The organism is Nocardia sp. NPDC004582 (assembly GCF_053602115.1).
This window is the reverse complement of sequence record NZ_JBSGCY010000025.1, coordinates 48383-61345: the sequence shown is the minus strand read 5'-3', so window position 1 is coordinate 61345 and position 12963 is coordinate 48383. Positions and strand designations below refer to the sequence as shown.

12 protein-coding genes are annotated in these 12963 nt (G+C 68.8%); 11 read left to right on the top strand and 1 reads right to left on the bottom strand.

Annotated elements, in window-relative coordinates:
* The 6 genes from ACWELJ_RS10540 to ACWELJ_RS10515 form a co-directional block, all read left to right on the top strand.
* Nucleotides 1-201, top strand: a 201-nt coding sequence (locus ACWELJ_RS10540; RefSeq protein WP_452365914.1) for an iron chelate uptake ABC transporter family permease subunit, incomplete at its 5' end; no start/stop codon positions are given.
* Nucleotides 202-238: 37 nt separating this feature from the next.
* Entirely contained in the window at nucleotides 239-1030 is a 792-nt protein-coding gene (locus tag ACWELJ_RS10535) for an ABC transporter ATP-binding protein (protein ID WP_452365913.1), read from the top strand.
* 78 nt (nucleotides 1031-1108) lie between these two features.
* Entirely contained in the window at nucleotides 1109-1510 is a 402-nt protein-coding gene (locus ACWELJ_RS10530) for a BlaI/MecI/CopY family transcriptional regulator (RefSeq protein WP_452365912.1), read from the top strand.
* Between the two features lie 43 nt (nucleotides 1511-1553).
* The gene (locus ACWELJ_RS10525; RefSeq protein WP_452365911.1) at nucleotides 1554-2495 is read left to right on the top strand and encodes a M48 family metalloprotease; all 942 of its coding nucleotides are present in this window, start codon (nucleotides 1554-1556) and stop codon (nucleotides 2493-2495) included.
* Entirely contained in the window at nucleotides 2488-4371 is a 1884-nt protein-coding gene (locus tag ACWELJ_RS10520) for a DEAD/DEAH box helicase (RefSeq protein ID WP_452365910.1), read from the top strand. The genes ACWELJ_RS10525 and ACWELJ_RS10520 overlap by 8 nt, the downstream gene beginning before the upstream one ends.
* A 249-nt stretch (nucleotides 4372-4620) precedes the next feature.
* Nucleotides 4621-5004 (top strand): hypothetical protein, encoded by a 384-nt coding sequence (locus ACWELJ_RS10515; protein ID WP_452365909.1) that lies wholly within the window; start codon nucleotides 4621-4623, stop codon nucleotides 5002-5004.
* Nucleotides 5005-5012: 8 nt separating this feature from the next.
* Here ACWELJ_RS10515 and ACWELJ_RS10510 read toward each other — a convergent pair whose 3' ends face one another.
* Complete coding sequence (locus ACWELJ_RS10510; protein ID WP_452365908.1) at nucleotides 5013-5453, bottom strand: nuclear transport factor 2 family protein; 441 nt, start codon at nucleotides 5451-5453, stop codon at nucleotides 5013-5015.
* Nucleotides 5454-5549: 96 nt separating this feature from the next.
* Here ACWELJ_RS10510 and ACWELJ_RS10505 point away from each other — a divergent pair, with 96 nt between their 5' ends.
* The 5 genes from ACWELJ_RS10505 to ACWELJ_RS10485 all read left to right on the top strand — a co-directional run bounded on the left by ACWELJ_RS10505 (nucleotide 5550) and on the right by ACWELJ_RS10485 (nucleotide 12904).
* Nucleotides 5550-6986, top strand: coding sequence for a GuaB1 family IMP dehydrogenase-related protein (locus tag ACWELJ_RS10505; protein WP_452365907.1), 1437 nt, complete (start codon nucleotides 5550-5552; stop codon nucleotides 6984-6986).
* Between the two features lie 381 nt (nucleotides 6987-7367).
* Nucleotides 7368-8744 (top strand): hemolysin family protein, encoded by a 1377-nt coding sequence (locus ACWELJ_RS10500; protein WP_452365906.1) that lies wholly within the window; start codon nucleotides 7368-7370, stop codon nucleotides 8742-8744.
* Nucleotides 8737-9801 (top strand): hemolysin family protein, encoded by a 1065-nt coding sequence (locus ACWELJ_RS10495; protein ID WP_452365905.1) that lies wholly within the window; start codon nucleotides 8737-8739, stop codon nucleotides 9799-9801. The genes ACWELJ_RS10500 and ACWELJ_RS10495 overlap by 8 nt, the downstream gene beginning before the upstream one ends.
* On the top strand, nucleotides 9798-10697 hold the full coding sequence (locus ACWELJ_RS10490) for a 3-methyladenine DNA glycosylase (protein WP_452365904.1): 900 nt from the start codon (nucleotides 9798-9800) through the stop codon (nucleotides 10695-10697). Before ACWELJ_RS10495 ends, ACWELJ_RS10490 begins: the two co-directional genes overlap by 4 nt.
* Nucleotides 10698-11221: 524 nt before the next feature.
* Complete coding sequence (locus tag ACWELJ_RS10485) at nucleotides 11222-12904, top strand: C39 family peptidase (RefSeq protein ID WP_452365903.1); 1683 nt, start codon at nucleotides 11222-11224, stop codon at nucleotides 12902-12904.
* Nucleotides 12905-12963: the final 59 nt, after the last annotated feature.

The following is a 12963-nucleotide window of genomic DNA, read 5'->3' as shown; positions in this document are numbered from 1 at the left end:
ATCGCGCGGTGGCTGCTGCGCGCGCCCGGTGCACCGGTCATCGCGTCCGCGCTGGTCGGGGCCATCGCCGTGGTGGGCGCGGACCTGCTCGCGCGCACCGCGTTTCCGGTCTCGCTGCCCGTCGGGGTGGTCACCGCGGCTGTCGGCGGACCGTTCCTGCTGTATCTGCTCGTTCGCACCAACCGGAAGGCGACGCTGTGACTTCGGCGCCGGCTCCCGCGACTTCTAAGGTGGCACTGTGACTCTCGCTGCGGAATCCCTCACCCTCGGCTACGGCGAGCGGATCATCGTCGACGGACTGTCGGTGGACATCGAGCCCGGGCTCATCACCACCGTCATCGGCCCCAACGGGTGCGGCAAGTCCACCCTGCTGCGCGCCCTGGGCCGGCTGTTGCGCCCCAAGGCGGGCCGGGTCCTGCTGGACGGCAAGGCCATCGCGACCATGAAGACCAAGGACATCGCCCGCGTGATCGGCATGCTGCCGCAGACGCCGGTCGCGCCCGAGGGCCTCACCGTCGCCGACCTGGTCGCCCGCGGCCGCCACCCGCATCAGTCCTGGCTGCGGCAGTGGTCCGCCGACGACGAGACCGAGGTGCTGGCCGCCCTCGAGCAGACCGGCATCGCGGACCTGGCCGGGCGCACCCTCGACGAGCTCTCCGGCGGCCAGCGCCAGCGCGCCTGGATCTCCATGGCCCTGGCCCAGGGCACCGACATCCTGCTGCTCGACGAGCCGACCACCTACCTCGACCTCACCCACGCCCTCGAGGTGCTGGACCTGGTCGACCGCCTGCACGACGACCTGGGCCGAACCGTGGTCATGGTGCTGCACGACCTGAATCTGGCCATCCGCTACAGCGACCGCCTCATCGTCATGCGCGACGGCCGCATCCGGGCCCAGGGCGCCCCCGCCGACATCATCGACGCCGAGCTGCTGCTCGAGGTGTTCAACCTGCGGGCCGAGGTGCTCGAGGATCCGGTGTCGGGGCGGCCCATGATCGTGCCGATCGGCAACCGTCACGTCATCGTATGAGGAATCCCACACCAGCAACCCGCCGGTTACGACGACCTGTAGTACGCATTGCTGTCGTTGTCTCCGTAAGCTTGTGGGATGGCAGGTCTTGGTGAACTCGAGAAAGCGGTCATGGACCAGTTGTGGTCGGCCGACGAACCGCAAACGGTCCGGCAGGTCCATGAAGCCCTCGCTGAGCGTCGTGAACTCGCGTACACCACGGTGATGACCGTTCTGCAGCGCTTGGCGAAGAAGAACCTGGTGGTCCAGCAGCGTGACGACCGCGCACACCGGTACGCGCCGGTGCACACCCGCGACGAACTCGTCGCCAGCCTCATGGTCGACGCGCTGCAGCAAGCCGACGAGGTGGGCAGCCGCCGCGCCGCGCTCGTGCACTTCGTCGAGCAGGTCGGCGCCGACGAGGCTGACGCATTGCGGGCCGCACTCGCTAAGCTCGAAGCCACCGAGGTGGCGCGCAAGGACAAACCCGAGTCCGTTTAGCTGTACCCTCGGCCCAAGCCCCACAACGCAGTGAGCTGAGGACATGGACTGGACAGCGCCGGTATTCGCCGGTCTCGCCTTGTTATTGGCGGGACCGGTGCCAGCGCTGCTCTCCCGGGCCACCTGGCCCTATCGCAGTCCCCGTGCGGCGCTGGTGCTCTGGCAGGCCATCGCGCTGGCAGCGGTGCTCAGCGCCTTCGGTTCCGGGCTCGCCATCGCCTCCCGGCTGCTGGTTCCCGGCGCCGACGGCCGGCCCACGACCACACCCAGCAAGGAAATCGACGTCCTCGGCCTGCCGCTGTGGCTGGGCCTGGTCCTGGTGTTCGCGCTCACCCTGCTGATCGGGGCGCGGCTGATCTGGTCGGTGATCCGGGTCGGCATCCACACCCGCCGCCGCCGGGCCCGCCACCGCATGTTGGTCGACCTGCTCGATCAGTCCAGCGTGCAACGCAAATCCGCCGATATCCGGGTGCTCGCGGCCGCCGAGCCGATCGCCTACTGCCTGCCGGGGCTGCGCCGCCGCGTGGTGCTCAGCCAGGGGACGGTCACCAATCTGACCGACGAGGAACTCACCGCCATCGTCAGTCACGAACGCTCCCACCTGCGCGCCCGCCACGACCTGGTGCTGGAGGCCTTCACCGCCGCGCACGAGGCCTTCCCCCGCGTGGTGCGCTCCAAGTCCGCGCTGGACTCGGTGAAACTGCTCATCGAACTGCTCGCCGACGACTCCGCGGTCAAGGTCACCGGCCCCACCCCGCTGGCTCGCGCCCTGGTGGCCTGCTCGAATTCGCCCGCCCCGCAAGGCGCGATGGCCGCGGGCGGACCCAGCACCCTCATCCGCATCCAGCGCCTCGCCGGTCCCATCGGCGACCTGCGCATCGCGATCGCCGCCTACCTGGCCGCCGCCGCCATCCTGGTCGTGCCGACCCTCGCCGTCGCGATCCCCTGGCTGGTCGAGGTCAGCCGCCTGGTCAGCCGTGCCTGAACCCGCTCCGCCCGCCCGCGAATCCGACTCGGGCGCGGACGGTTCCGCCGTGCCCGGCGGTACACCCGGCTCCGGCGACGCCACCCTCGACACTATGGAGGACACCATCCACACCGACCCGACATCCGCGGCCGACCCGGCATCCAACACGGCGCGACCGGCATCCACAGAGGTGCCGACCGGGCGAGAAGTGCCGACTGGGCGCCCGGGGACCGGCGATGTCGGCGGCAGCGCCGGCGCGGCCGGACATCGCGGTCGGGCGGGCGGCGCGGCGGAATCGACCCCGGCGCGATTCGCGGATCTCGGTCTGCCACCGGTGCTGGTGCAGGCGCTGCGGCGGAGCGGGATGGATACGGCGTTTCCGATTCAGGCCGCGGTCATTCCCGATATTCTCGCGGGCCGCGACGTGCTGGGCCGGGCCGCCACGGGGTCGGGCAAAACGCTGGCGTTCGGGTTGCCGATGCTGGTGCGGCTGTTCGGTGCGCCCAGCGCGCCCAAGCGGCCGCGCGGACTGATCCTCGCGCCCACCCGGGAGCTGGCGATCCAGATCGAGGCGGCCCTGGACGAGCCCGCGCTGTCGCTGGGCCTGCGCCTGGCCACCGCGGTCGGCGGGCTCCCGATCAAGAAGCAGGAGGAGCGGCTCGCGCGCGGCGTGGACGTGGTCATCGCGACGCCGGGCCGGTTGACCGACCTGCTCGGGCGGAAAGCGGTGCAGCTGGCCGACATTCGCGTGGTCACCGTCGACGAGGCCGACCACATGGCCGAACTCGGCTTCCTGCCCCAGCTCACGGCCCTACTGAACAAGGTGCCCGACGACGCCCAGCAGCTGTTGTTCTCGGCGACGCTGGACGAGTCGATCGACGGGCTGGTGCTGAAGTACCTCCGCGAGCCCGCCACCCACGCGATCGGGGCGACCACGGCGACAACCGCACCGGCGGGCACGGCTTCGGCCGCGCTCGTTACGAGTTCGGCATGGGGCTCGGATTCGACCGCGCAGCAGCCGGATTCGACCACGCCGGGCGTCTCGGCCACGGGCACGGGCGCGGCCTCGCGGAGTGCAGCCTCGGCCCTGCCAGGAGCGGACGCTCCAGACGCGAGCTCCGCCGAGGCGGGTACCGGTTCGACAGCGGCGGCCACCGGTTCGAGCGCGGTAGGCGCTACCGCCACGGGCGGCACGGTCGTCGGCGGATTCGGGAGAGTGGCCGCCGGACCCGATATCGCCCACTACGCGCTGCATGTGCGGCGGCCGGACAAGCGGGCGGTGGTCAGCGAGATCGCGGCGCGGCCGGGCCGGACGCTGCTGTTCGTGCGCACCCAGCACGGGGCCGACAAGCTGGCGCGCAAGCTGCGGGAGATCGGGATCGGCGCGGTCGCGCTGCACGGCGGGAAGGCGCAGAATCAGCGCACCCGCATGCTCGCGGCGTTCGCCGACGGGACCGCACCGGTGCTGGTGGCCACGGATGTGGCCGCGCGCGGGCTGCACATCGACGATGTCTCGCTGGTCGTGCACGTCGATCCGCCCGCAGACCCGAAGGACTACCTGCACCGCACCGGCCGGACCGCGCGGGCGGGCGCGTCGGGCACGGTCGTCACCATCGTCACCCCCGACGACCGCGAGGAGGCGGCCCGGCTCGCCGAACGGGCGTCGGTGACCCTCACCGATGTCGAGGTGCGGCCGGGCGATCGCAGGCTGATCGAGATCACCGGAGCCCGCCGTCCGAGCGGCCGCCCGATCGCCGATCCCTCGGCCCCGCCCGCACCCGAACGGAAGGCCGACAAGGAGCAGCCGCGGTTCCGGCAGCAGCGGCCGCAGGGCGAGAGCCGCCCGCACAACAAGAAGCGCAAACCGGGCGCGGCCCGACGTTCGTCCCGCTGAGCCCGGCACGATCGGCGCGCTGCGGCCGACACGCTTGGAGGTTCCTACGACTCGCCCGGAATCCGGAGCGGGATTTCCCGGCGAATCGGACGAGATTGAGATAACTCCAAGCCGGAAATTGGCCTCAGCAAATTTACAGCAAACGTCTTGTTCGCGTTTCCGCACGGCCAGAAATCATCGCCTCGGAGACCTCCGCGATACCCCGCGGGGAATCGCGCCCACGCTCCCCCGCGGTCGACGATCGAGCCCATGAGCGAACCGAACAACCTGCGCTACACCGTGATCGAATCGACCGCCGATGGCGGTTCCACCTTCACCGATGCCGAAATCCCTTTGACTGAAAGGACTCTGGCAACCGGCGTGCCCGCCATGGCGGCCACCGGCCTGCCCTCCGCCGCGGGCGTGTCCTATCTGCGCAGCGCCGGCTTCGACAGCGACCCGCATCCGGCTCCGGCCCGGCAGTGGGTGGTCATGGTGCGCGGCATGATCGAGGTGACCACCTCCGACGGCGAGCGCCGGCGGTTCGCACCCGGGGATCTGGTGCTGGCCGCCGACACCGAGGGCCGCGGTCACTCGACCGTCGCGGTGGGCACACCGCCCTTCGAAGCGCTGTTCATCCCCGCCGCGCCCTGAGGCCGAGTTCAGACCAAGTCGGCGTTGCCGTCGATGACCTTCAGCCGGTATTCGAAACGGTCGATGCGCCAGCCCTTTTCGGTGCGCCGCAAGCCGAGCACGTAGCTGCCCACGAACCACCGGGTGGTGCCGGCGGTGGCGTCGTTCTTCACATGCACGGCGATGGCGTCGGCGTGCGCGAGAGCACTGTCGCCGGTGATCTCGACGAGCTGGTTTCCGGCCTGATGATGGACGGCGTCCAGCGCGCCCAGCCCCGCGGCCCAGGCGTCGACGATGTCGGCGCCGGGCTGCGGGCCGACCGCTCCGCCGAAGCCGTTGTCGAAGAACACCTCCTCCGCGAGCACCGACTCGCGCAGGTCGGACCAGCGGCCCTGATCGCAGTAGACGAAGAGTTTGGTGATGGTGTCGCTGACATCCAGTCGATCGGCGAGTGCCGCAAGATCAGTCACGGTCGCGAACCTAGGGCACATCCGCTCGGCGCGACAACGGAAATCGCCCGCTCGTTTCCACCGCGAACTTTCAGCATTCGGCTAGGATGGTGCAACGTGCAGTTTCTTCCCGGGCAAACCCCGCCCTATGACCTGACCTACGACGACGTCTTCCTCGTCCCCCGCCGGACGGATGTGGCGTCCCGTTTCGATGTCGACCTGTCCACCACGGACGGGACCGGCACCACCATCCCCCTCGTGGTCGCGAACATGACCGCCGTCGCCGGCCGCCGCATGGCCGAGACCGTGGCCCGCCGCGGCGGCATCGTGGTGCTGCCGCAGGATCTCCCGATCCCCGCGGCCGCCGACACCATCGCCTTCGTCAAGAGCCGTTCGCTCACCGCCGACACCCCCGTCGTGCTGGATCCCGAGCAGTCGGTCTCCGACGCGCTCGCTCTCATTCACAAGCGCGCCCACGGCGCGGTCGTCGTGGTCGAGAACGGCAAGCCGGTCGGCGTGGTCACCGAGGCGGCCTGCGCGGACGTGGACCGCTTCGCCCGGCTGAGCACCGTCGCCGACGCCAACTTCGTCAGCGCTCCCGCCGACGCCTCGCCGCGCGACATCTTCGATCTGCTCGAGAGCAAGCACGCCCACCTGGCCGTGCTGGTCCACGCCGACGGCACCCTCGCGGGCGTGATGACCCGCACCGGCGCCATCCGCACCGGCATCTACACCCCGGCCACCGACGCCGCGGGCCGCCTGCGCATCGCGGCCGCGGTCGGCATCAACGGCGATATCCCGGCCAAGGCCAAGGCCCTGGTCGACGCGGGCGCCGACGTGCTGGTCATGGACACCGCGCACGGCCACCAGCAGAAGATGCTGGAAGCGCTGGCCTCGGTGGCCGCGCTGGATCTGGGCGTGCCGCTGGTCGCGGGCAATGTGGTCTCCGCCGACGGCACCCGCGATCTGATCGCGGCCGGCGCGGACATCATCAAGGTCGGTGTCGGCCCCGGCGCCATGTGCACCACCCGCATGATGACCGGCGTGGGCCGCCCGCAGTTCTCCGCGGTGGCCGAATGTGCCGCCGCCGCCAAGGAATTCGGCAAGCACGTGTGGGCCGACGGCGGTGTCCGCCACCCGCGCGACGTGGCCCTCGCGCTCGCGGCCGGCGCCGCGAACGTGATGATCGGCTCCTGGTTCGCGGGCACCTACGAGTCGCCCGGCGACCTGCGCACCGACCGCGACGGCAACCGCTACAAGGAGTCCTTCGGCATGGCGTCCAAGCGTGCCGTGGCCGCCCGCACCGCCACCGACTCGGCGTTCGACCGGGCCCGCAAGGCGCTGTTCGAGGAGGGCATCTCCTCCTCGCGCATGCGTCTGGACCCCGAGCGTCCCGGCGTGGAGGATCTGATCGACCACATCACCTCCGGTGTGCGCAGCTCCTGCACCTACGCGGGCGCGCGCACCATCGGCGAGTTCCATGAGCGCGCCGTGCTGGGCGTGCAGTCGGCCGCCGGCTTCGCCGAGGGCCGTCCGCTGCCGTCCGGCTGGTGATCGTCTCCCGTTAGCACTGCACAACCCGAACCCGGCGGCTCCGCTCGGATCCGCCGGGTTTCGTGTGTGCGGAACCCGTTCGGCGCGTCACCGCCGATCCGGCGCCGGGTGATTCCCGGCGACCGTCCACTGTGATATGCCCCGGCTGCGCGTGTGATACGGCCCCGCTGTGCGGAAACCCGCGAAGCGGCCCGGTAGCATGGCCTGACCGGACCCAGGAACTGGGTATCCGTGGCGTATCTCCGCCAGCAACCCCTGCGAAAGGAACCAGTTGTCACCCGCGTCCAAGGGCGCTTCACAGGAGGGCTCCTCTACCGAGCCGGGTGACAAACCCGGCTTCCCCGCAATACCGGCTTCGGAAACGGCCGGGTGGTGCTGACCGTGTCGGTTCTGCTCACCATTCTCAGTCTGCTCGGATTCATCGCTCTGACCGCCGGCACGGCCTTGTTCGTGGCCGCGGAATTCTCGCTCACCGCCCTGGAACGCTCCACCGTGGAGGCCCACGCCCGTGACGGCGACCGCCGGGCCCGGCAGGTGCGGCAGGCGCATCGCACTCTCTCGTTCCAGTTGTCGGGCGCTCAGCTGGGCATCACCATCACCACCCTGATCACCGGTTATATCGCCGAGCCCGTGCTGGCGCGGCTGCTGGAACCGATGCTGAACGCGGTCGGGGTGGGCGCCGGTACCGCGAAGGGCGTCGCCCTGGCGCTGGCGCTGATCATCGCGACCTCGCTGTCGATGATCTACGGCGAGCTGGTGCCCAAGAACATCGCCATCGCCTCGCCGCTGGAGACCGCGCGCTGGACCGCGGGGCCGATGATCGCCTTCTCCACGGTCTTCAAGTGGATGATCAACTTCCTGAACGGGGCCGCCAACTGGGCGGTGCGCCGGCTGGGGGTCGAACCGGCCGAGGAACTCCGGTCGGCGCGCTCGCCGCAGGAATTGGGTTCGCTGGTGCGGACCTCCGCGTTGCACGGCGCGCTCGATCAGCGCACCGCGCAGGTGGTGGATCGGTCGCTGCAGTTCGGTGACCGCACCGCGGAGGAGTTGATGACGCCGCGCATGACCGTCGAAACCCTCGACCAGGACTGCACTCTCGCGGATCTGATCGACGCCGCGCGCGAAACCGGGTACTCGCGGTTCCCGGTCGTGGACGGCGATCTGGACAACACGCTCGGGTTCGTGCACATCAAGCAGACCTTCGTGCATCCGGTGAAGGATCGCCGCCAGATCACCTTGAAGTCCATCGCGCAGCCGGTGCCCGTGGTGCCGGCCAGCCTGGACGGTGACGAGGTGCTCGAGCGGGTCCGCCGCGACGGCATGCAGGTGGCGCTGGTGGTCGACGAGTACGGCGGCACCGCGGGCATCGTGACCATGGAGGACCTGATCGAGGAGATCCTCGGCGACGTGCGCGACGAGCACGACGAGGAGGAACTCGATGTGCGCCGCACGGCCAACGGCTGGAACTGCTCGGGCCTGATGCGCATCGACGAGGTGTCCCGAACCACCGGATACGACCCACCCGAGGGCGAATACGAAACCTTGGGTGGCCTGGTCCTGACCCGTCTGGGCCGGATCCCCGAAACCGGCGACGAGGTGCTGCTGCCCGAACCCGGCAACAGCCAGCTCGAGCACACCCACACCCGGGGCGGCTGGATCGCCACCGTGGAGCGCATGGACGGCCGCCGCATCGACCGCGTCCTGATCCGGCCGATCGACGCCGAGGCCCTCGCGACCTGGGAGCAGACTCATGGGTGACCTGTACGCCGTTCTGCTGACGTTCCTGCTGTTGCTGGGCAACGCGTTCTTCGTGGGCGCGGAGTTCGCGTTGATCTCCGCGCGCCGCGACCGGCTCGAAGCGCTTGCGGCGCAGGGCAAGCGCAGCGCCAACACGGTCATCGAGGCGGGCCAGAACCTGTCGATGATGCTGGCGGCGGCGCAGCTGGGCATCACCATCTGCTCGATCCTGCTGGGCCGGGTGGGTGAGCCCGCGGTGGCGCACCTGCTGGAGCGGCCGTTCGATCTGCTGGGCGTGCCGGATTCGCTGCTGCATCCGATCTCGTTCGCGCTGGCGTTGACGATCGTGGTGATCCTGCACATCCTGCTGGGCGAGATGATTCCGAAGAACATCGCGCTCGCGGGGCCGGAACGGATGGCGCTGCTGCTGGTTCCGGTGCACCTGATGTGGCTGCGGCTGGCCAAGCCGTTGATCGCGCTCTACAACTTCGCGGCCAATATCTCGTTGCGGGCGTTGCGGATCGAACCGAAGGACGAGCTGGATTCGACGGTGTCGTCGGACGAGCTGGCCGAGATGTTCGGTGAATCGCGCTCGGAGGGGCTGCTGGACGAGGAGGAGCACCGTCGCCTCACCCAGGCGCTGGGCTCGAGCGACCGGATCGTCGCCGATGTGATGGTGCCGCTCGCGAAAGCCCGTTCGGTGCCGTTGCGCGGTGACGGGACCACCCTCGGTGACATCGAATCCGCTGTCGCCGAAACCGGTTTCTCCCGGTACCCGGTCCGCGCGGATGACGGCTCGCTGGTCGGTTACCTGCACGTCAAGGATGTGCTCGACCTGACCGCCGACGAGGACGCGGGCCCGGGCACCCCGATCCCCCGCACCGATATCCGTCCGCTGCCGACGGTCAGCATGGGCACCACCTTGTTCGAGGCGCTGGCCCGCCTGCGCCGCACCAACTCCCACCTGGGCCGGGTGGTGGACAGCCGCGGCAATACCGCCGGCATCGTGGCCCTGGAGGATCTGGTGGAGGAGTTCGTGGGCACCGTCCGCGACGCCACCCACCGTCTCGCCGAATGATGAACGCCCGCACCGATTCCCCCGTGCTGTCCGGTCCCGCTTGGCGGGACCGGGCGGCCGCCCACCGCGACCGGGTGGACGCGCTGCTCGGCCCGTACCTGGATCGGCGCGCGGCGGGCACCAAGCACCCGGTGATCGATTTCCTGTTCACCTATTACGGCAACAAGCCGGCGCAGTTGAAGCGCTGGCACCCGGGGTTCGGTGTCGCGCTGACCGATGCCGAGGAGTACACGGGATCTCGTGGCTACCACCAGGTCACGGTGGACTCCCCCGGCGGTCCGCCCGTCACCGGCTGGACCGCCGACCCCGCTTTCCTCGAAAAGCGCCGCGACACCATCGAATTCGTGGCCTCCCTATTATCCGCGACCGCCTCCCGCCCGGCTCAGCTGTCGTGCTTCGGCCTGCACGAGTGGGCCATGGTCTACCGCACCGACGATGTCCGCCACCAGCAGGTCCCCCTCCGCCTGGGCTCCGCCGGCACCGACGCGGTCGTCGAATCCATGCAGATCCGCTGCACCCATTTCGACGCCTTCCGCTTCTTCACTCCCGCGGCCGTCCCCCTCAATATCGAGCCCCTTACCCGCGACTCCCAGATCGCCCGCGAGCAGCCCGGCTGCCTGCACGCCAATATGGACATCTACAAGTGGGGCTTCAAACTCACCCCCTTGATCAGCTCCGACCTGCTGTTCGACGCCTTCGAGCTGGCCTGCGCCGCCCGCGAGCTCGATATGAAGGCCAGTCCCTATGACCTCATCGACTACGGCTACGAGCCCATTCGCATCGAAACACCTTCCGGCCGAGCCGAATACGTCCGCGGCCAAGCCGACATCGCGGCCCGTTCGGAACTCCTGCGCACCCGGCTGCTGCACGCCGCCCAGCACTTGCTGAGCAGCTAGGCGCGAATGGCATCCCGAGTTCGATGCGTTTGCAAACAAAAGATATTCACGACCGGAATGACGGATTAGTCCCGCTTCCGAATAGCGGTGACGTGCACTATTATCAGAAGTTCTCGACCGCACACTGGCCGATTGGCACATTCGATTACAGGTTCGGACGGCTAGGGAATTTGGGGGGCAGGGTTGGATAGGGCACCTGGTCGGCGCATCTGACAGGAACAGTGCCGCGCATCCGTCCCAGTACGGCGGATCGGCCATACTCGTCGTCATCGTCGAGAGTTCCTGCCGTCGCCACGCGTGCCTGAGCCCAATTACGAGACCAACTGGCCTCATTCACGAATGACGGGGGGATCGGTAAGGCTTCGAGGTGCTGCCCCACCTCGAGAGCAGCCCAATAAACGGAATATGCGACACGCCGTTTATTCAGAATGCCAATTCGGCGACCGCGCACAATGGGAGTGATTCGCGATCACGCGAATTGTCGAAGGGTGCGCATCTGCTCTCGAAACAGGAGGCGCACAGCTATGACACGCGATGAAGTCGCCCAAGCGATTATCGCGGAGGGGCAGCGACGGGGAATCAGTCAGCGCGGCATCGTGATCGCGCTGGCGACGGGGCTGGTCGAGTCGAACTTGACGATCTACGCGAATCCCGCGGTACCGGAGTCCATGCAGCTCGAACACGATGCGGTGGGGACCGATGGCTACTCGGTGGGCGTGTTCCAGCAACAGATCCGGCAGGGCGACAATGGCGAGTACTGGTGGGCGGATTGCGCGACCTGCATGAACCCGACCACGTCGGCGGGGCTGTTCTACGAGCGGCTCGCCCGGCTGGATTACAACGGCCCGGATTCACCCGGTTCGTATGCCCAAGAGGTGCAGCGATCGGCGTTCCCCGATCGCTACGACGAACGCATGTCCGACGCCCAGGACATCTATGACCGGCTGGCTTCGGTGTCGCCGGCTGGGGAGCCGACGGAGAAGGAACTCCCGTACGACCGGTCGATCGTCCCGCAGGAGAGGTTCTTCTGGTGCGGTCCGGCCGCGACCCAGATCGTCTGCAATTCGTGTGGCGTGAATCTTTCCGAGCAATATCTGGCCACCGAGATCGGGACCACCGAGAACGGGACCGATTACGTCGGTCTGATCACGCCGGTGCTGAACAGGATTCTGCCCGCCGCGAAGTACGTCGACACCTATATGCACGACGATCCGCCGACCGGCGCTCAGAAGGATCGGTTGTGGAAGGACATCGTCAGTTCGATCGATGCCGGCTTCGGCGTGGTCGCGAATATCGATGCCCCGCCGAACAACTATCCGCAAGGCGTCAAGGGTTCGGTGTCACCCGTTTACGGCGGCGGTGAAGTGTTCCACTACATCGCGCTGATGGGTTATGACAGCGCGTTCCCGCGTGCGGTGTGGGTCGCCGACAGCGGATTCAGCCCGTACGGGTATTGGATCGGCTTCGACCAGCTCGCGACGCTGATCCCGCCGAAGGGCTATACCTCGGCTACCGCGGCCCCGATGCCCACCTTGCCGATCGGCGACGTGTGGATCCAGCTCTTCGGCGACGGCGGCGACAACATTCCCGGAACGGGATGGCCCCAGCTGGGCGGGCGCACCCTCGTCGACGAGTTCGCCGCGATCGGCCAGAAGCTGAAGGTCACCGGCTTCGCGCCTCCCACCACCGCGGTCAACGTGCCGTTCCCGGCGGGCGTCGACGGTCAGGTCCGAGACGTGTGGATCCAATTCTTCGGCGACGGCGACGACTTCACTCCGGGAACGGGATGGCCCCAGCTCGCCGGCCACACCCTCGTGGACGGTGTCGCCGCCATCGGCCAGAAGCTGAAGATCACCGGCTTCGGCGCCCCCACCGGTGCGACCAACGTGCCCTTCCCGACCGGCGCGAGCGGCCAGATCCCCGACGTGTGGATCCAGCTGATGGGCGTGGGCGGTACCGGATGGCCGCAACTGGGCGGGCGCACACTGGTCGACGGCGTCGCCGCCATCGGCCAGAAGCTGACCATCGACGGCTTCGCACCTCCCCCCGGTCCACCCCAGGTCTCCTTCCCCGCCCGCATCGCCGACCAGGTCAGAGACCTAGAGATCCAACTCATGGGCATCACCGGCAACGGCTGGCCACAACTGGGCGGCCACACCCTCGTCGACGGCGTAGCCGAGATCGGAAAGGCGACCAAAGCATCCTGACGCGCACAAGGTAGTACTGACTCGAGCGAGGCGGCCGATACGCGCGTCGGCCGCCCGCA

Excerpts from the sequence above, each read along its gene's own strand:
- ACWELJ_RS10530 (WP_452365912.1), top strand. The coding sequence starts at position 1,109 with ATGGCAGGTCTTGGTGAACTCGAGAAAGCGGTCATGGACCAGTTGTGG.
- ACWELJ_RS10525 (WP_452365911.1), top strand. The coding sequence starts at position 1,554 with ATGGACTGGACAGCGCCGGTATTCGCCGGTCTCGCCTTGTTATTGGCG.
- ACWELJ_RS10515 (WP_452365909.1), top strand. The coding sequence starts at position 4,621 with ATGAGCGAACCGAACAACCTGCGCTACACCGTGATCGAATCGACCGCC.
- ACWELJ_RS10495 (WP_452365905.1), top strand. The coding sequence starts at position 8,737 with ATGGGTGACCTGTACGCCGTTCTGCTGACGTTCCTGCTGTTGCTGGGC.
- ACWELJ_RS10490 (WP_452365904.1), top strand. The coding sequence starts at position 9,798 with ATGATGAACGCCCGCACCGATTCCCCCGTGCTGTCCGGTCCCGCTTGG.
- ACWELJ_RS10485 (WP_452365903.1), top strand. The coding sequence starts at position 11,222 with ATGACACGCGATGAAGTCGCCCAAGCGATTATCGCGGAGGGGCAGCGA.